Raw genomic sequence first — 19880 nt, 5'->3', positions numbered from 1 at the left:
CCCTCGGTCATGACCGAGGCCATGGACGTGCTCAATCAGCATTTTGCCAATGCTGCCTGATCCCCAGACGGGGTGACGCTGCCCGGCCGTCACCAATGTTTGCAACAGAGCCCGCGATATCGCACCAGATGTAACCTTTGACCGCCTGTCCGCACACTTCGTAGACATCGGCGACTCTGTTGCCCGGGCTGGGGCCCGACGAGCCCTTGCAATGATAAAAGCGAACATCGACACCGCCATCGTCGCGTAGCTTGAATGCCACGAAATCGGCCGTCTCGCCGCTGCCATGGTCCCAATAGACGACGTCATCGCTTCCACCCGCCAGAACCTGGCGCAGGTGACCCTGGATCGACGTGGCAAGACCAACTCCCGCCGCGTACTCCACCTTGATATCGACGCCGGCGGCGTTCCAGTCGAGCGTGTCGACCAGGTCGGCGCTGTAGAGCTCGAAGCCTCCAGCCGGCGGCGGATAATGTTCCTCGCCATCAAGCCGCGACCAGTCGTCGAGCGTAAAGGCGACCGGGTCATCGTTCAAATAGTCTGCCAGATCGACATCATGACGCTGCCAGTCGAGAACCACCCGTGGCTGGACATCGTCGAGATAGCCGAACAGGGGGCCGCCGCCTTCAAGCCTGAAAATCAGGTTTGTCGCCACGAGATCATTGGCAAGGCAAATGGCGATATGATGATCGCCCCAGCCTGTGACGTCGAGAGAGAATTCGGTCAGCGGCACGGAATGGTGGGCGCCGGAAGTATCTTGGAAAATCGCCTGCGGCGGCTCTATGTAGATATCGTTGGACCAGATCGCGAACAGCGGCCTGCCGGGGATTTTCCGCACCGTTTCACCGGTCTGGAGCATATCGAGCTTGCTGCCAGTTACCGCCGCCTTCTTGTCATTGATCTTGCGGGCGAGTGTCCGGCACCATCCCAGTAGCTCGGGCAGACTGAGCGTTCTGTTGCTCCAGATCTTCGACGAACTGCTGAGGCCGATCGTCAATCGCTCCTCGCCATCGTAGGCGCTGCCGAAACAATGCCCGCGATCATAGAGACGCGCGTCTTCGTTCCGGATGGCCTCATCGGCATGGGATCCGGCCATTATGCGGTAGGACTCCGCGAGACTGGCTGCCTGCCGCTTCTTCATACCGACCTGGAAGAAGCGCGGATCGCCAAGCTCCTTCAGCGCGCGGCTCACATGGCTGAGCGGAAGGATGCGAGGATCATACCCGGTCAAGTTTCGTGCCAGCGTGCGGTAATAGCCATCGGCGCGTTTCGACGCACAGATGAACAGGAGATTCGCCGCTTCGTCGTAGTAAAATACGAAGATGTCGAACCGAACGTCGAGCAGCCGATCGTCGCTAGCCCATCGCACACCGGTGACTTGCCGGGTGATGTGCACGCTCGCGCGCTGACTGTCGCTCGTCCAGGAAAAGACCGTTTCCCGGTCGCCTCCAAAATTCATGGGCGTTGCTAGATCCGGGGCTTCCCGCAATCGATAGATCTTGACGTGCGCGTACAAGGACAATCCGTAGAGCGAAAGGTCCGCGAGGTCCGGGACGCTCGTTTGCGGCTCGAACGCCTCAAGCGTTTCTCGCACGTCCACTTCGCGGCGAATTCGCGCCTCGCTCAGATTGGGAATGATCTCGGCCCAAACGGCGCCCTCGGCATACAATTGCCGCGCTTCGACTTGAATGGCTGACATCGGAGCGAGGAAGGTTGCACTGCCTAGTCGCTCGCCGACGGTCCGGGCGAAACGACCGATAAATTGAAGTGTCACCGCCAGCGAGCGATGCGGTGCATGGACCGCGGCAATCTTCAGCCGCGGCATGTCGAACCCTTCTCCCATCATATTGACGCAGATAATGCCATCGAGCTCGCCGGTATCCAGCTTGGCCAAAACACGGCGAACATGCGCGAGTGATTGGTCACCCGTCACCAGTTTCAATCTTAGCTCGGTATTGACCGCATAAATGCCCTCAAGCTCCTTCGCGCGCGCTCGGCTATCGGTGCGAACCATCAAAAGATGATCTAGGTTTGCTGCCCGGTCAGCCTTGAATTTGGCTTCCGCAGCAAGGGCAACGGCGCGATCTTCAGCTTCGCGGCCGGTATCACCGGCTTCGGGCTCTGCCGGGATATAGTCGATGTGCCCAAATACACCGTCATCATAGGCTCGCTTCAGATCATAACTATAAACGAAACGACCCTTTATTTCCCGGTCATCTCTACGAAATGGTGTGGCAGTAAACAACACCTTGAGCGCATCTGGAAATCCCTCGATAAGAGTTCGCCACGTCAGAGCGGGACTGTGATGCGCTTCGTCGACCAGGATCAGATCGAACAGGTCGGCTGGTGGTGCCGGGACATCTTCCAAGGACGGGCTGATGCTTTGTACGGTCGCGACGACAACATCGAAGGCCCTCATGGCCTCCCAATCGTCGGCAGTTTTGACCCGTGCGTTGGTAGCCATGACTGCCGGCGCGGCGAGATCGTTCGGTAAGGCATTCAGACGCTTCAGGACTCGCAGTTCGCCAAAATCCTCGGCAATTTGTTCGCGAACAAGGCGGCTCGGAGTCAAGACGAGCACGCGGCTCGCTCGAAGGAGAAAGGCACTCGCCTGCAACACCGCTGTCTTGCCCGATCCCGTCGGCATGGTCACGATTGCGGGATCGGTCCGTGAGGTAAAGTGCGACGCTATAGCAAATAGCGCACCGCGTTGCGCCTCGCGAAAACCGGGCTCCGGAATGTCGTCGCCGCGTTCAACGGGAAAGCGCAGATCTGAATAATGCGATGCGAAATAGGTCACGAGATTTCTGCGATCTCTAACGATGGGATGGGGAAAACTGAAAATCGTCTAGCGAAGCGACGTCCTCGTGTTGGCCTCCGGCAATAAGACCTTTGTCGGAACGGCTACGAGACTTCGACATAGCGGCGATCAACGAATTGCAAGGTGTACGCCCCTTTCCCGCATTCCATATCGGCCGAATGTCATATGCCCGCGGTTGGCCAGCATAATCTGTGCATTCACCACTGCAAACCAAAAGTGGAAACTGAAGAGCTTTAATTTACTCCTCTCGCCAGATTAAATGTGACCTACCGGTCAACCCGAGTTCTTGGCTGGCCATGAACATCAAGGTCAGCAATGCATAACAGGGCAGACTTCGAATGAAAACTCGCAAACAAGTGGCAGCTGATGCTTCTGTAGTTAGCTGCACCAGCGGGCTAGTCGCATTCCATCGCCCTCACCGCTCGTCCTCCGCCCCCATGATCGCACCCGAGCCCCCGATCGGAGCCGCTCAATCCTCAAGTGATTCTCGGGGCCCCTTACGAAAATGATAGCATGTGCAGATAGCGCAGCTACAGCTTTATGAGTTTACAGCCTAAGACAGGAGCGGTGCATTATTCCCCCCACTCTTTCACCCGATCCGCAAGAGGAATGCCCGAACCAAGGGCCGCATATCACGACCCAGCCCACGATTCCGGTCATTCCTCAACGTCCAACAAGATCGACTAGGCAGCGAGCCGGCGATGCTGAATGAACGGCCGCTCTATGGGATTGACGGATGGATTCCGGGCAGTCCCCATCGTCCAACGGATCCACCTCGGCCGTTCGCACCCGCATCTCGGGCTTGGTGAACGAAGGGCAGCTTGGCTCCTTGCACGATCCCGAGCGGACTAACCGGACAGTCCGCTAGCTCGGACCTGATCGAGATGGCTTAAGCGGATCTACGAATGGCGGGTGTCGGCGTAACCGGACATTCCCAGTCGCGGCGCCGACCGGCAGGAATGTCCCAAACCACGTCATTCCCGACGAATGTACGACAAACAGGTGTTTTCAGACACCCGAGCGGGGCTGTCGGCGCTTAGCGTATATCTGGGTCCGTTCTATGTACCGACCCCGTTCATGTCCCTCCCGGTCCGGCCACATGATCGACTGGCCTTCACGGAGGCCGATCAGGCCGGCACCGACAGGCGTGAGGATTGAGACACGTCCCGCCAATATATCAGCCTCTGCTGGGTAGACGAGCTGGACGGTCCGACGTGTCCCGGTCCCTTCGTCCACGAACTCAACCGACGAACCCATTGTGACTACATCAGCAGGGATGGATTCTGCCGTGTGTAGCTTGGCACGCGAAGTTTCGCGGATCAGAAGTTCACTCACCTGCGGAAATCGATGTTCGATGTTAACGGCAAGGTTCGAGAGCTTCTCCGCTTCTTCCTCAATCATGTGGATCTGGGGCCGCGAGGCGCCCACTCGGGTGCTGGTCATTACTGATCTCCTGGATGGTCACCCGATCTTAGACGGGCGACCTATTCATCAAATGCGAAGGCCCCGAGCTCTTCGGGACATGCCGTAGGAGAGCCCGGGCTAGATGCCCGCGAGGAGTTGTCCCGCACGGAGGCGGCGTCGGAGAGGGCGCACGCAAGATTTCACAGTTTGATGATGTCCTTGCCCGGCGAGAGTGTCAAACACTCAAGCAGTTACGCCTGCTCGGATGCATGCAGGCCTGCGCCTGCGTCGCCGCGGAAGGCAGCCGCCTCTGGCCAACCTCGGCACGGCTTGACACCGCATTAATACAGCGGCGCTGAAGAACACGCATCGCTGACCTAGATCTATCTAGTGTGCCACGTGGCACACCGCAGCCTTGAGCAGCCGTGGTGCACGTCGACATAGCATCAACGCTCGAAGAGGACGGGGGTCGATGCGCTCACGATGCTTGATACGCGCGGCGCAGGATTGCCTTTGTACCTGCCACTGGCATCATCACTGATGCCCAGACATGATAAGATACTCCAGATGTTCGGATGGTATCGTTGAAGATTGGTCCAAGATCGGTATCGTCATCGCCGCCGCTTCTTGATCTTCCAAGCTAGCCAGCAAAGGAAGCAAAGGTTGAAAATGCCCACGACGAGCGAGAGGCGGCATGTCATCTCGTGCTGCTCCATTGTCTGTATGCCGCGTCTTCATCGCAGCGGGTGAACTATTCTGAGGTCAGGCGGCGCGTATTATTCCGGCTCGGATCAGCCCGCTGAACGCGGGCCGTCGCGCTCACCATCCTCTGGGATCGGCGGGCGCTGCTCGGGACGAAGAAAGAGCCGGGCTGCGATCACAAGCCCCGCTACGAACAGAACAAGGAGTAGTGTGCCGCTCATATCGTGGCGCCCTTTCCCGCCCGAAGGAAACCGCGATCGCGGTTGCGGACGCGGCATAGCGGCAGCTGGCGACAGTTCTTCTTGAAGTGGACCATCGCAACTTGTGTTGGCCAGATTTCGAGTGCTGATCGGATAAGTCCAGCTTCGCCATCCACGAGCTGGCTCTCGTTTTGCTGAAAGCAATCGCGCCGAAATCGTGAAAGGTCCGTAACAGGTTCACCGCGACGCGCCGTGGAGCTGCCCGCTCCTCGGTCCGAGGACATTTCATGCGGCGAGTGCGCGAGTGTGGGATGAACTGCTCCTTTTCCGCCGGGCGACGTACCACAGCTCGTTTTGAGTTCGGGGCGGATTCCAGGGGCCATAGTATCTCTCGTGATTGGCGACAGAGGAGTCATCAAACACGATGATCCGCGCGGTCTGGCCGCTGCGCTGGAAGTTGGCGTCGCAGCCTCCGCGGTCCCCCACATCACGCAGACGGTAGGTTGAGATGGCAAACTGCAACTTGGGTTCGGTCACGTCAGGATCGCTCCTTGAGCGGCCGCAGATCGGTGGCTGCCTTAGATAGTCGGGAGGGCTTCCCGCAGCGAGTAGAAGCGCAGGGCCGTTGCTGCGCGCGCAGGATAAGGTAGGTGGCCAGCGACGCGCGACCACCCATGGCCGCATCCCGCGCCAGCAAAGAGGTTATATTTTCCAGAACCGGTTCGGCCGACGGCCGATCCTTTGCCGGCGCGTCAAGCGCTTGGCGAAGTGTGTCGCGGAGGGCAGCGCCGCGGGTGAGCAGCAGGAAACCGTAGCAGGCGACGCAGAAGCTCACTAGCCCGATTGCCAGTGCAGGGATTGAGGTCGTGTTCGAAAGCGGCCGTATGGCAAAGCCGCTCGATGCAGCTCCGAGCAGCAATGCAGCGCCGGCGGCGCGCCACGCAATGTCGCGTAAGCTCATACGCGCAGCTCCCCCCTCTTCAGGTGCAGCAGCACGTGCGCGGCTCGGTCGATGAACCTCATGTCGCAGGCGCACAGGTGCTCAAGCCGCACCAAGGCGTCGTTGAAGTCCTGGTCGGCCATCATCGGCGGATTCCACCGCGCGTCCGGTGCGAACCGTCCGTGGAAAAGATCAAGCCCGACGAGCTCGGCTATTTCCCCCTCCAGAGCGAAGAGCGACTTCAGTTCCGATGCCGAGAATAGGTGCATGCCAAAATCGATGTGGCGCCCATCCTTAAGGGCGACGCAGAGCCGGTCGCGCTGGTGGTCGCGTCGGAAATCAACCGCATCCTCGACACCGGCGACGAAGATCGACGGCATGCTGCCGATCGTACGCGCGGTTACCAGCAGCGATCCTGCGGTTGCACGGGCCAGCTGCGTTGCGACTGCCTCGTGCCGCTGAGCTGGCAGGTGATTGAGAACGCCGTAGAGACAAAGCACGAGATCGGCCGGTGCGTCGCGGTACGCGGCGAGGCCTTGCTCGATATCGCAAACCGTGAAGCGCGCTTCGGGTATTTCGCTTGTGGAGCTGCGTGCTCCGTCGCGCGCAAGATCAATCATCGCGGATGAGATGTCGAAGCCCTCTGCATCGATTCTCTGGAAGCCAAGCGCGCGTGCTCTGAGCACGACCCTCAGCAGCCAGGTGCCAGGACCACATCCCGCGTCGACCACCTTGACGATGGTCTGGCCAGAAGCTCGAAGCGCGACCAAGGTCGCGTCGATCCGCTGCCAAATCTCACGGTCGGCGAAGCTGTAGCGACTCGAAAAGTCGAATAGTTCGCAGCCTTCACCATCCGCGTAGGTTCGATAGCATTCGCCAACGGAGTCATAAGCATCTGCGGCTTCACTTTCTGGTGATGAAGCGGTGTCCTCAATGCGGGCAAACGTTGCCACTCTAAAGTCTCCTGGTGGCCGTAGCGGCGGGCCTGAAAGGGCACCGATGGTCCGAAGGTTGATGTTCTTGGATCAGGCCGGAGAGTCGTCGCTGACGGCCTTGCCGGATCTCAGTGTGAGCTGTCCCTCGATGCGCGGTTTGCCTCGTCGCGCGGAGTGTTCCTGCTCGCCCGGCGGTTTCTTATGAACAGCCAGATGCGCAGATATACGTTGAGGGCGATCAATCCCGCGATTATCAGCAACAGGACGAACAGGCCTGCTGGCTTCATCTTCTTTCCTCATCTGGCCGCTCCAACACAGCTTAGCGACGTAACGGTGACGCTGGACGGGACAGCACTAAGCTGCTCGATTGGTGGCTGGGGCTTACCGCTCCTGGTGGGGATCTTGTATGAAGCTGCGCGGCCCCAAGGTCGCGCGACAACGACCTCGTCGAAGATGTGACGGCCGAGGACAACAAGTGCGCTTCCGCCACTCGTTCCGAGGAACCCAATTGCAGCCAGGGCAAGCTCAATGAGTGACGCCTCGTGGTGCGGCGGCAGGTGGACCAAGCTGTAAAGCTGTCGGAGAGCGACGACCGCAATGGCGATCGCCAACACCCCTGTGAAGCGGAGAAGCAGGTCGTTGTGACGATACGTAAAGTCGGGCATGCCGCGTCCTTTGTGCGGCAATTTAACTAGCCATCTCTGTGTATGGATTCGAGCCTATAAAAGTCCGATCTCCGTAAAGATGCTATATAGACCGCCCTGAACGGACCTGACGTTTGTCGAGACACCTGCACTCAACAACCAGCTTTTCAAGTAAGTGGACGCGCCGGAGGCAGGAAAACTGGCTATTCCTGCAGGACGCGGACCGTAAAATAGGCGCTGCGGGCGCTCCTTAACTTTCAACACCTTCTAAATCCCAGACCCAGCCGTCTCACCTTGAGGTTCGGTCGCCGCCTGACCCGCTGCCCTTACCGCCAAGCCATGATCTTTTCCCAGGCGGCGGTCTCAAACACGAGCGCACCCGTTTGGTCGATGTGGAAGGCGCCTGACATCCTGCAGAAGATCAACGAATTGCCGTTCCTGTTCCATCAGTGCCGGGCGGGCAGGCCGTCATTGTGAGTTCGGCCGGACTGATGCTCAGCGTGCTGTCCTTAACGGCGTAGGTCACAATCAGGCGGTTGCAGGTCGCTTCCCGCTTGCTGGCCTTCGGGCCACAGGAGGGTGGCGTGTGAGTTGTCGATCATCCCGCGCGCCCAACATCCTCGATCGTTCCTTCGCCGCCTGAAACCCGTGGCCGCTGCATTTCCCACAGGCGGCCCTACGGGCGCGGTTGAGCAGGCAGAGAGCGTAAAAGCAGCAGCGCCGGTAAGTGACGAGGGTAGCCGCTTTGCTGATGAAGTTCGGGATCGGTCCTCCAGGGCGAAGCAAGACTGAATGCAACCACAATCGATCCGCCGCGCGTGGTCGCGAGTCACCGAACAGGGAACCGGCATGAGGGACCAGCTGCAGAAAGAGAGGCTCTTGTCACGCGGCTCCCATGATCTCAACACCAGCCAAGCGGTAGCCAACTTGCAGCTCTGTCAGGAGGTGTAAAGGTTGCGATGGGTCGTCTTCGAGCTTCTGACGCAACTGAGCCATGTAGATGCGAATGTAATGCGCGCGTTCGGAGTAGCCTGGCCCCCAAACTTCCAGGAGCAACTGACGGTGGGTCAGCACTTTGCCATGGCCGCGAATGAGTGCGGTCAGTAGCCGAAACTCGTTAGGCGTGAGGTGTACGGCTTCACCTGCACGAGTGATCTCATGCGTGGCGAGGTTTATCTCTATTCGGCCGAACCTCACCAGCGGTGACGCGGCTTGCCCGTTGGACATGGTGCCGGCCCTGCGAAGCTGTGCCCGAACACGCGCAAGCAATTCGGGGACGCCGAACGGCTTGACCAGATAATCGTCAGCGCCTGCGTCCAGTGCCTCGACCTTTTCGGTCTCCTGCTCGCGTGCCGACAGCACCACAATGGGGGCAGACATCCAGCTCCGGACGTCGCGGATCAGCGCCTTGCCGTCGCCGTCCGGGAGCCCGAGGTCGACGATCATCAGATCCGGCTTGCGGCTGCCGGCGTTGAGTCGCGCGTCCTCGACCGTTTCTGTCTCGAAGACGTTCATGCCCTCCTTCTCCAGCGCCATCCGAACGAAACGTCGGATGTCGGCTTCGTCCTCGACGACCAGGATGCGCGGCTTGATCATATGATCTCACTTTCGACGCGGGGCGCCACTCCGAGCGGCAGACGGATCTCGAAAGCCGCGCCGTGCGGCTTACGGGCGGAGGCGCGAATGCTGCCGCCATGCGCCGCGACGATGCTGCGGCATAGGGCCAAGCCCAGGCCGACGCCGCTTACAGCGGATTCCTTCTGTCCCCGAGCAAACGGCTCGAACAACTTGTCCGGTTCAGTGACCGGTAGCCCAGGACCGTCGTCCTCCACGATCAAGTACATCGTCTCGCCGGTTGCCGCCGCCCGCACCATGACAATGCTTTCAGATGGGGTGTATTTCGCTGCGTTATCGAACAGGTTGATCAGCACGCGCTGGATCAGCGTCGCATCCACCTCCACGAGCGGAAGATCGGCGGGCAGGCTCGTTCGGACCTGTCGTGGCTGAAGGTATTGCCTTGCTTGCGCCACGGCGCTGCCCACGATCTCGCTCAGCGAATTCCATTCCTTGTTTAGCCGCACGCCTTCGCTTTGCATTCTGGCGAGATCGAGGAGATTCGCCACAAGCCGCTTCAGCTCGTCGGCCCGCAGCCTGATCGATCGTGCAATGTCGCTTCGATCCTCCTCGGCCAGTTCTTTGCTGTGCTCGAGCGTCTCGGCAAGACCGCGAATGACCGTAAGCGGCGTTCTGAGGTCATGCGACACGGCCGAAAGCAGCGCGTTGCGCAGCTGCTCGCCTTCCATCCGGACGAGTGTCTCCTGGGCCACCTCCATGAAGTGAATACGTTCCAGGGTCAGACCGGTCGTCGAGCAAACTGCATCAAGCAGGCGCCGATCGTCTGGATCGGTGGGCAGGGTGCCGCGGTCCGGCAGGATCGCCAGCACTCCGCGCACCGCCATGGAAGCCTTTAGCGGCAGGTAGAGAGCATTGGCAGCGCTCAGCGTCTGGGTTCCCAAGCCCGCCTCCTGATTATGATCGAACGCCCACTGCGCTGTCGACGAATCGACCAGCATGGCATCCTGGGTCACCATAAGACGTTCGTTCTTGTCTGGGATCAGCAACAGGATTTGGGTTCCGAACAACGGCGTCAGAGCTTCTCGGCAGATCTTGACAACCTGCTCGACCTTGATCGCGCTCGAGAGATCACGCGCGATCCGCGCCAACGCCGAAGCGCGCCGCTCGCCCGCGCGAGCCACACGCGCCTCCGACCGTAGCCGGGCTGCAAGTTGCCCGATGACAATTGCAACGCCGAGCATCAGCGCGAAGGTGAAGAGGTATTGCGTGTCGTTGACGGTGAACGACAGTCGCGGTTCGACAAAAAAGAAGTCGAAGCAAGCGACTGATAGCAGTGCGGCCCAGGCGCCAGCAGCACGTCCGAGCCTCATGGCGACCAGGACTACCGTCACCAGGAACACCATGACGACGTTGGCAAGATCGAATACGCTCAGCAACCGAGATGCAAGGAACGTCGCCCCACCGCAGGCGAGAGTTGCTATTCCGATGGCGGAAAGAGTTCCTTGGGGCTCCACCGGGAGCCAGCGAGGTCGCGGCCGCCCGGCGACCTCGTCGATGCTGAGCAGCAACAGGCCAATTTCCGGATTGGCGCGCGCGAGATGCTCCTGCAGCCTCGGCCGGAATGGCTTCAAGCGTCGGCGAGCAGGGTTTCCGACGATCAGCTTGGTGGCGTTCCGTTTGCGAGCATAATCCAGCAGCGTCTCGGTGACGTCCTGGCCCGGAATGTTTACGAACTCGGCGCCCGCGGCTTGCGCGGTCTTGGCGATCGTGAGCAGCGTGGCGCGTGAGCCTGCGTCGTCGCCGTGAAATGGCTGATCGACATGGACGACGATCCACTTGGCCTGAAGCCGCTGAGCGAGACGCCCCGCCTCACGGACTAGCTTCTCCTGCGAGCGATGGGCACTGACGCAGACCATCAGCAGTTCTTGTGTCGGCCAGACGGTCTTGATGGCGTGTGACACCCGGTAGGTGCGAACGTCGGCATTCACACGGTCAGCGACCCGCCGCAGCGCCAGTTCGCGCAGCGCAATGAGGTTGCCGCGCCTGAAGAAGTTCTGCCGCGCTCGCTCCACCGAAACCGGCAGGTAGACCTTGCCCGCGTTCAATCGCGCCAGAAGATCGTCAGTGGGAAGATCGACCAGCACGACGTCGGTAGCGGCATCGAAAATGCGGTCGGGGACGGTTTCGCGGATGCGGATGCCGATGATGCCTCCGACGATATCATTAAGGCTGTCGAGGTGCTGGACATTGAAGGCCGTGTAGACGTCCATGCCAGCGTCGAGGAGTTCCTCAACGTCCTGCCAGCGCTTTGCGTGGCGACTGCCCGCCACGTTGGTATGGGCAAGCTCGTCGACGATGAGCAATTCATACGCGGAGGCAAGAGCCCCATCGAGGTCGAACTCCGTTGCCGAACGCCCGTTGGCCGGCAGCGCGCGGCGCGGGAGGATCGGCAGACCTGCGACCAGAGCTTCGGTTTCCTTGCGCCCGTGCGTCTCTACGATCCCGACCCCGACACGAACCCCGTCAGCCTGGGCCTGACGAGCCGCCTGAAGCATGGCGAAGGTCTTTCCCACCCCGGCGCAAGCGCCGAAAAATATCTTCAGCTGCCCGCGCTTGGAGTGTTCGTCGTTTCCCTTCGTGGCTTCGAGAAGGGCATCAGGGTCGGGTCGGTCGTCCTTCATCTATAACACTCGCTCAATCCGCTTCTGAGGCAAGCCCCTAGAAGAAGGGTGTCAGTACCATATCGATGACCTTGATGCCGATGAAGGGCACGATGAGTCCGCCCAGGCCATAGATCAGCAGATTGCGGCGGAGCAGACGCTCGGCCGACTCGGCACGATATTTTACGCCCCGTAGCGCCAGCGGGATCAGGACCACGATGATCAGCGCGTTGAAGATCACGGCCGACAGGATCGCCGACGCCGGGCTGTGCAGCCCCATGATGTTGAGGGCAGCAAGCGGCGGATAGGTGGCGACGAAGGCCGCCGGGATGATGGCGAAATATTTGGCCAAGTCGTTGGCGACGCTGAATGTCGTGAGAGCGCCTCGGGTCATGATCATCTGCTTGCCCACCTCGACCACGCGCAGCAGCTTGGTCGGGTTGCTGTCGAGGTCGACCATGTTGCCGGCCTCCTTGGCAGCCTGAGTGCCGCTGTTCATGGCGACGGCCACGTCTGCCTGCGCGAGCGCGGGCGCGTCGTTGGTGCCGTCGCCGGTCATGGCGACGAGGCGGCCTTCGGCCTGATACTGGCGGATCAGGCGCAGCTTGTCCTCAGGGGTCGCCTCGGCAAGATAGTCATCGACGCCGGCCTCGGCTGCGATCGTGGCGGCCGTGAGCCTGTTATCGCCGGTGATCATCACCGTCTTGATGCCCATGGCGCGCAGCTCGGCGAAGCGCTCCCTGATCCCGCCCTTGATGATGTCCTTCAGTTCAACGACGCCCAGGACGCGCGTTCCGTCGCTCACGACAAGCGGCGTGCTCCCGCGTCGGGACACGTCCTCGACCGTTGCAATGACTTCTTGCGAGAACACCCCTCCCATCGCTTCGACGTGCGTGCGGATTGCGCTGGCGGCCCCTTTGCGGATTTTTCTGCCGTCTATGTCGATGCCGCTCATGCGTGTTTGCGCGGTAAAGGGGATTGTTTCGGCCCCATGCAACTCACGGCCACGGAGTCCGAACGCATTCTTGGCAAGAACCACGATTGAACGGCCTTCGGGCGTCTCATCCGCAAGCGAAGCGAGCTGCGCGGCATCCGCGAGCACACTTTCGGAGATACCGGGTGCGGGATGAAACTTCGTGGCCTCCCGATTGCCGAGCGTGATGGTGCCCGTCTTGTCCAGCAGCAGGACGTCGACGTCCCCCGCGGCCTCGATGGCGCGGCCAGAGGTTGCCAGCACGTTGGCCTTCATCATCCGGCTCATGCCGGCGATGCCCACGGCCGAGAGCAGCGCCCCGATGGTCGTGGGAATAAGGCAGACGAGGAGTGCGATCAGGACGGTTATGGTCACCGCCGAGCCCGATCCGACCATCAGCGTGCCGAAATAGGAGAAGGGCAACAGGGTAACGCAGACGAGCAGGAAAATAAGCGTGAGCGCCACCAGCAGGATGGTGAGCGCGATCTCGTTCGGGGTCTTGCCGCGTTTGGCGCCCTCCACCATTGCGATCATCCGGTCGAGGAATGCCTCGCCCGGTCTTGCTGTCACCTGCACGACAATCCAGTCGGACAGGACACGCGTGCCGCCGGTGACGGAGCCGAAATCGCCTCCTGCTTCACGGATGACAGGAGCGGACTCGCCGGTGATCGCCGACTCATCGACCGATGCGGCGCCCTGCAGGACTTCGCCATCGGCCGGGATGATTTCTCCAGCCTGGACCAACACATAGGCACCCACATCGAGCTCATCGCTCGCTTGCGGCCAACTGGGGCTATCTTGCCTCGGCTCCTTCAGCATCCGGGCTAAAACACGCTGGCGCGTTGCGCGAAGCGCATCGGCCTGAGCCTTGCCGCGCCCTTCCGCCATCGCTTCGGCGGCGTTGGCGAACAGGACGGTGAACCAGAGCCACGCGGCCACCGCAAAGATGAATCCCGCCGATGCCTCGCCTTCTCCGGTGACGGCCTGGATCCAGAGCAGCGTCGTAACGATGCTGCCGAGGAAGACGACGAACATCACCGGGTTCTTCAACTGAACACGCGGTGACAGCTTCCTGAATGACTCAGCGACGATTGAGCTCCACGGAACCTGTTTGATGCTGCCGCCGAGAACTGGGCCCGGCGAAGCGAGAGTTTCTTGAGAGGACATTAGAACACCTCGATTATTGCACAGCCGGGCGGACCGGCGCGGCCGCATCCAGGGCGAGATTGAGTTCGAGCACGTTGACCCGCGGATCCCCGAGTAGCCCGAATTGGGGTCTGCTCGTACTCTGACCGACAAGCTTCAGCACGGCGTCGACAGGCACACCGCGCGCCTTTGCGACACGGGCCGCCTGGATGCGGGCATTTGCGATCGAGATATGAGGATCAAGGCCGGAGGCCGAGGCGGTGACGGCATCGACTGGGACCGGCGCATTGGCGCCAAGACCATTCTCCTGCCGGTAGGCTGCGACCCGCTCGGCAACTGCTGTCAGTAGTTTTTTGCTGATCGCGGCCTGATTGCTCGCCGCGCTCGCACCGGCGTTATAGGGCTGATCAACCGTTTTCGAGGGATCCTTCGGGTCCGGCCCCGAGGTCATGCTTGGTCGAGGGTGGAAATACCCCGCACTTGTGAAATGCTGTCCAATCTGGCGGGAGCCGATGGTCTTGCCGTCCCGAACGATAAGACTGCCTTTTGCCTGGTCAGGGAAGACCAGATTGGCAACCCCGGTGGTCGCAAGCGGATAGGCAACCCCGGTCACGGCCATGAAGAACACGGCAGAAACGAGTACCGGACGGCCAAGCCCCTTGAATGCGGACTGCGTGGGCTGATGCGCCGCTTCGAGCGATGGTTCATTGCGCATGGTGAGTTCCTCAGAAGGTCGTGCCGGAGAGCATCAGCAGGTGCTCTACGATTGGGCCGAGGGCGAGCGCCGGCAGGAAGGTGAGACCGCCGACGACAAGCACCACGAACACGAGAAGGCCGGTGAACAGCGGCGTTGCTGTCGACAGCGTGCCCGGTCCGGCCGGAACCGTCGCCTTGGCCGCGAGGACGCCCGCAACCGCCAGCATCGGCAGCAGCGTGAAATAGCGCCCGATGAGCATGGCCAAGCCGATCGTCGTGTTGAAAAACGGCGTGTTGGCGTTGAAGCCGGCGAAGGCTGAGCCGTTGTTGGCGGTGCCGGACGTATAGGCGTAGAGCACCTCGCTGAACCCGTGCGGCCCCGTGTTCGCCAGGCTCGCAAGCGTGGACGGCGTGAGGCAGGCGAGCGCGGTGAACCCAAGGATGCTCAGCGGGTGCGCTAGCACGGCCAGCATCACGAACTTCATCTCGCGTGCCTCGATCTTTTTGCCGAGGAATTCGGGCGTCCGTCCGATCATCATGCCAACGAGGAACACGGTCAGGATCGCGTAGGTGACGAGGTTGATCAGGCCCACGCCGTCGCCGCCGAACACGTTGTTCAGCATCATCTGGGCGAGCGGCACAAAGCCGCCGAGCGGAGTCAGCGATGCGTGCATCGAATCGACCGACCCGGTGGTCGCTGCGGTGGTGGTCGTGACGAAGAGGCTGGTCTGGGCGATGCCGAAGCGGACTTCCTTGCCCTCCATGTTGCCGCCGCCTAGCGTTGCCGACTGCGCCTGATCCACGCCCATCGAGGCAAGCATCGGATTGCCGCTGTGCTCGGATCCATAGACCAGTGTCAGGAAGCCGACGAACATCACGAGGAAGGCGGCGAAGAATGCCCATCCTTGCTTGCGGTTCGCGATCATCGAGCCGAAGGTGTAGGTCAGCGCCGACGGAATGAGCAGCATGCTCAGAATGTGCAGCGTGTTCGTGAGCGGCGTCGGATTCTCGAACGGGTGCGCCGCGTTCATGCTGAAGAAGCCGCCACCGTTCGTTCCGATATGCTTGATCGTCTCGAAGCTGGCTACGGGGCCGAGGATGAGTTGTTGCCGTGCGCCCTCAAGGGTGGTTGCGACCGCATCCGCGGTGAGCGTCTGCGGCATGCCTTGCCAAACGTAGACGAGCGCCATCGCGAAGCACAGCGGCAGCAGCAGCCGGTAGAGAACGCGGGTGAAGTCGACCCAGTAGTTGCCGATGTCCGCCGAGCTCTTGAGGCTGAGGCCGCGAATGAAGCCGCCTGCTGCCGCTATGCCGGTCGCGGCGCTGATCGCCATGAGGAAGGTGATTGCCGCCATCTGCGAAAGATTCGAGAGGCTCGACTCGCCCGCATACGCCTGCCAGTTGGTGTTGGTCGTGAACGAGGCCGCAGTGTTGAAGGCGAGGTCCGGGGTCTGGGCAGCGCGTGCAAGCGTGTCGCCCGGTAGGAAGTCTTGGACGCGCAGGATCAGATAACCCAACAGCATCATAGCCGCGTTGCTGAGCAGCAGAACCGCGCCGTAGCGCTTCCACGACATCGGCTCAGCCGGGTTGACGCCGAGTATCCGATACGTGCCCCGTTCCAGTACATTGTGAGCCGGAGCGGTGAAAAGATGGGTCATCCACTTGCCGAGCACGAAGACCAGGCCCGCCATGACGGCGAGGATGACGATGAATTGGTTGATGTCGTATCCCATGTAAGCGTCCTCAGACCCGAGCCAGGGCAACGATGAACCCTGCTGTGATTGCGAAGAAGACGAGCGTCACCGCTACGAATATGAGGTCGCCCATAGCTGCACCTGTTTTGATGTTGCGATTACTGCTTCGCGCTCAGAAGCGTTCCGGCTTTATGAGAGCGTAGAAGAGGTAGATGAAGAGGCCGAGGGCGCAGAGGCCAGCCAGGCCGGTCATGAGCGAGCTTGTCATGAGCATGCCCCCGTGACCGACGAAGTTGGCCGATCAAGGGAATACGGCGGCGTGACGGTCCCGCTTGGGTGCGAGATGTCCCCTGGAGAGGCTGTGAGCGTTGGCATGAGCATGCGCATCGGACTCCGAAGTTGTGAGGTTCGATTCCGGTCTAATCAAGCGCATATAAGGGAAGCACAGCGTTTTTATGCGGAGCTATAAGGATGATGTAAAGACGGCGCGCTGGCGAGACATCCCTACGCCGTTTTTATGCGTGAGCTCATAATTCTACACAGAGCTTACACGTCAGCGACTAGCGTTCCTCTCTATTCTAAGATGGTTGAGGTCCACGCATGTCTGCGCAAGTACAATATGGTGACAAAGCTGATGACCAGGAACGGCACGGCGGATCGGCGACTCGATTGGCCGCTTATCTTCTGCTCGCATCGTGCAGCGCCGTCTTTGTCCCGCAGGTAGCTAACGCCGATCCCGTTCCCACGCCAAGCTTCGCCGGTCCGCTTGTGCCCAATCCCGACCCCGTCACGATCGACGCAGGGCCCTTCGGCGAAGTCGCGGTGACAGGTCAGGTGAGTGGGATCAGCGTGCTGCAAAGCAATGCCACCTACAGCGGCGGCATCGGCAATCGCGATGGGTTCGTCGATCTCAGCAACGCTCAGGTCGAAATTCAGAGCACGACGGGGCCGCTGCAGTTCTATGTTCAAGCGGGCGCCTATTCGCTCCCCTCCCTTGGCTCGGCTTACCTACGTGCGACCAAGGCGACGGACCAGCTCTACGGCCCAGTGCCGGTCGCCTATGCCAAGGCGGTGATCTCGCCGGAGCTATCAATCTCCGGCGGCCTTCTCCCAACAATGATCGGGGCTGAGTCAACATTTACGTTTCAGAACATGAATATTGAACGCGGCCTTCTCTGGAATCAGGAGCCTGCGATCAGTCGAGGCGTCCAGGTCAACTATGCCCGTGGTCCGGTAAGCGCAGCGGTGTCGCTAAACGACGGCTATTTCTCTGGAAAGTTCAACTGGCTTTCGGCTAGCCTGAGCTACGCGATCGACGGGTCGAATACGGTCACGCTAATTGGAGCTGGAAGCCTGTCACGAAGCAGCACGTCGTCGACGGCGACGCCGGTGCTTCAGAACAACAGTCGCATTTTCAATGTCATTTATAGCCACACGAGCGGCCCGCTGACCCTCACACCCTATTTCCAGTACAGCCATGTGGAGCGGGATACGCGACTCGGAATCGACAGGTCGGCGAGCACCTACGGCGGGGCTGTCCTCGCTAAATACACATTTGACCGACGTTGGTCTCTGGCCGCGCGCGGCGAGTATCTCAAGACTACGGGCGGCACGTGCGGGTCTGACCCCAACTGCGCTCCGACGAACCTGCTCTATGGGGCGAAAAGCGACGCTTGGTCGCTGACCGCGACTCCAACATACCAAAGCGGAATTTTCTTTGTCCGCGGGGAGCTGTCATACACGCGTATCGGCAATCTCGCGGCGGGAGCCGGCTTTGGCCGTAACTTCGACCGTCGAGACCAGGCGCGAGCATTGGTCGAGACAGGCTTTCTTTTCTAAACGCACCCACGCTGTCATTTCGTCAGAACGACATGCGGTCCGGTGGCCCGCAATCGGCGTCGGTAATCCGCCGATCGGCACGACCGCTTGCGTGTCGGTGGGAGCGCGGGTCGAATACCGAGTTTTGTTCTGACACATGCATGGCGGCAACGGCCAGATTTCTCCCGGCCGTTTGCTGGAGCAAGTACCGGTTGAGTATATATGGAGGAGGACGCCAAAGTGAGCGGATATCGTTGGGTGACGCGCGTTGCCCTGTTCGCCGCGGCGGCTGTTGTACTTCGAATCGACGGCCCAGAAGGATTTCTTGTGGCTGGTTGCATGCTCATGTTGATAGGCATTTCCCTGAAACTACAGGGCGCCCATTCACGCAAGGACTGAGATCCCCCCTGAATGTTAGTCCATTTGGAGCGAGATTTTCCGGCCCTTTGAAGCCTCCGGGCACAAGGAGCTAAAAGTGAAGAAGGCAACGTAGACGGAAGGGCAGATTACGTTCGCGCTGAAGCAGGCAGAGACCGTACGCGATCATGCAGCGCCCCCGCTCCATTGAATCCGCGAAGAGTCCACGGCATTTTCGAGCGACCCCGGCCTGATACCGCACCGAGTATACTACTAATCGAGAAGCTCATGACCGTTGTCGCCGCCTACCTATATCGCCACGGCCAACGTGTCCGCGAAGTCTCGATCGACGAGAAGATCGACAGTCCGAACGACCGGTCCGAGTTCGTGTGGATCGGCATCTGCGATCCGACCGACGACGAGATGGCCACTCTCGCAAAGCATTACGGTTTTCACCCCTTGGCGGTCGAGGACGCGGTCAACGCCGATCAGCTTCCAAAGGTCGACGTCTACGGCGATCAGCTCTTTGTGGTCGCCCGGACTGCGCAGCTGGAGGGCGACAGGATCGTCTATGCCGAGACCGCGATCTTCGTGGGCCACAGTCACATCATCAGCGTCCGCCACGGCTCCGCCCGCGCCCACAAGGTCCTCCGCGCAGAGCTGGAGGCGGCACCAACCCTCTTAATCCACGGTGTGGACTATGTGCTGCATGCGGTTCTCGACTTCATCGTTGACGGCTATCTGCCCTTGATCGAGACGATCGAGGACGGGGTGCTGACAATGGAGCAGACCGCGCTGGATGGCTTCCTCGGACGCGACGAGGTGATGCGCATCTTCACGCTCCGGCGTGAACTGATCAAGTTTCAGCGCATCCTAGGTCCGATGGGCGAGGTGGCGGGCAAGATGACCCGGCTCGACCTTCCGTGCATCGACAAGGAGGCTAAGCACTATTTCAGCGATGTGCTAGACCATGTGCGCCGGGTGCAGACGCGGGTCGACGGGCTACGCGAGGTGCTGACTTCGGTGTTTGAACTCAGCGCCCTCCTCGAGCAGCAGCGTACCGGCGCAATCACCCGCCAGCTCGCGTCATGGGCCGCGATCCTCGCGGTACCCACCGCGATCGCGGGCATCTACGGCATGAACTTTGAACATATGCCAGAACTGACTACCAGATATGGCTACTTCGTCGTGCTCGCGGTGATCGCGGCGATCTGCACCTTGCTCTATGCCCGCTTCAAACGCGTCGGGTGGCTGTAGCTCGGCGCTGAGCTTACAGCAGGTGAACAGATGTCACAAACGGGTCGGCTGTGAACTC

14 protein-coding genes are annotated in these 19880 nt (G+C 60.6%); 2 read left to right on the top strand and 12 right to left on the bottom strand.

Features of this window, described 5'->3' with window-relative positions; all coding sequences use genetic code 11:
• Positions 1-31 precede the first annotated feature (31 nt).
• The 12 genes from FFS35_RS16610 to kdpF form a co-directional block, all read right to left on the bottom strand.
• On the bottom strand, positions 32-2800 hold the full coding sequence (locus tag FFS35_RS16610; protein WP_137788017.1) for a DEAD/DEAH box helicase family protein: 2769 nt from the start codon (positions 2798-2800) through the stop codon (positions 32-34).
• 1029 nt (positions 2801-3829) lie between these two features.
• The gene (gene rnk / locus FFS35_RS16605) at positions 3830-4264 is read right to left on the bottom strand and encodes a nucleoside diphosphate kinase regulator (RefSeq protein WP_137788016.1); all 435 of its coding nucleotides are present in this window, start codon (positions 4262-4264) and stop codon (positions 3830-3832) included.
• A 1148-nt stretch (positions 4265-5412) separates the two neighbouring features.
• Complete coding sequence (locus FFS35_RS16600) at positions 5413-5664, bottom strand: hypothetical protein (RefSeq protein WP_137788015.1); 252 nt, start codon at positions 5662-5664, stop codon at positions 5413-5415.
• Between the two features lies 1 nt (position 5665).
• Positions 5666-6088: a hypothetical protein gene (locus FFS35_RS16595; protein ID WP_137788014.1), complete on the bottom strand. Its 423-nt coding sequence runs from the start codon at positions 6086-6088 to the stop codon at positions 5666-5668.
• A complete protein-coding gene (locus FFS35_RS16590; protein WP_171007658.1) occupies positions 6085-7020 on the bottom strand; it encodes a class I SAM-dependent methyltransferase in 936 nt (311 codons plus the stop codon). Before FFS35_RS16590 ends, FFS35_RS16595 begins: the two co-directional genes overlap by 4 nt.
• 72 nt (positions 7021-7092) lie before the next feature.
• On the bottom strand, positions 7093-7302 hold the full coding sequence (locus tag FFS35_RS16585) for a hypothetical protein (RefSeq protein ID WP_137788012.1): 210 nt from the start codon (positions 7300-7302) through the stop codon (positions 7093-7095).
• 1226 nt (positions 7303-8528) lie between these two features.
• A complete protein-coding gene (locus FFS35_RS16575; protein ID WP_137788011.1) occupies positions 8529-9242 on the bottom strand; it encodes a response regulator in 714 nt (237 codons plus the stop codon).
• The gene (locus FFS35_RS16570) at positions 9239-11902 is read right to left on the bottom strand and encodes a sensor histidine kinase KdpD (RefSeq protein WP_137788010.1); all 2664 of its coding nucleotides are present in this window, start codon (positions 11900-11902) and stop codon (positions 9239-9241) included. The genes FFS35_RS16575 and FFS35_RS16570 overlap by 4 nt, the downstream gene beginning before the upstream one ends.
• Before the next feature lie 37 nt (positions 11903-11939).
• A complete protein-coding gene (kdpB, locus tag FFS35_RS16565) occupies positions 11940-14021 on the bottom strand; it encodes a potassium-transporting ATPase subunit KdpB (RefSeq protein WP_137788009.1) in 2082 nt (693 codons plus the stop codon).
• 13 nt (positions 14022-14034) lie between these two features.
• On the bottom strand, positions 14035-14715 hold the full coding sequence (gene kdpC / locus FFS35_RS16560; protein ID WP_137788008.1) for a potassium-transporting ATPase subunit KdpC: 681 nt from the start codon (positions 14713-14715) through the stop codon (positions 14035-14037).
• A 10-nt stretch (positions 14716-14725) separates the two neighbouring features.
• Positions 14726-16429 (bottom strand): potassium-transporting ATPase subunit KdpA, encoded by a 1704-nt coding sequence (kdpA, locus tag FFS35_RS16555; RefSeq protein ID WP_137788007.1) that lies wholly within the window; start codon positions 16427-16429, stop codon positions 14726-14728.
• A gap of 133 nt (positions 16430-16562) precedes the next feature.
• Positions 16563-16658: a K(+)-transporting ATPase subunit F gene (gene kdpF / locus FFS35_RS16550; protein ID WP_137788006.1), complete on the bottom strand. Its 96-nt coding sequence runs from the start codon at positions 16656-16658 to the stop codon at positions 16563-16565.
• A gap of 332 nt (positions 16659-16990) precedes the next feature.
• Between kdpF and FFS35_RS16545 the strand changes: the two genes are divergently transcribed.
• Together FFS35_RS16545 and FFS35_RS16540 are read left to right on the top strand one after the other, a co-directional pair.
• Positions 16991-18229 (top strand): outer membrane beta-barrel protein, encoded by a 1239-nt coding sequence (locus FFS35_RS16545; RefSeq protein WP_137788005.1) that lies wholly within the window; start codon positions 16991-16993, stop codon positions 18227-18229.
• Between the two features lie 624 nt (positions 18230-18853).
• Positions 18854-19822: a magnesium and cobalt transport protein CorA gene (locus FFS35_RS16540; RefSeq protein ID WP_137788004.1), complete on the top strand. Its 969-nt coding sequence runs from the start codon at positions 18854-18856 to the stop codon at positions 19820-19822.
• Positions 19823-19880 lie beyond the last annotated feature (58 nt).

Source organism: Sphingomonas sp. 3P27F8 (assembly GCF_005502745.1).
In the GTDB taxonomy this organism is placed as follows: Bacteria; Pseudomonadota; Alphaproteobacteria; order Sphingomonadales; family Sphingomonadaceae; genus Sphingomonas.
This window is presented reverse-complemented; position numbering and strand designations above follow the sequence as displayed.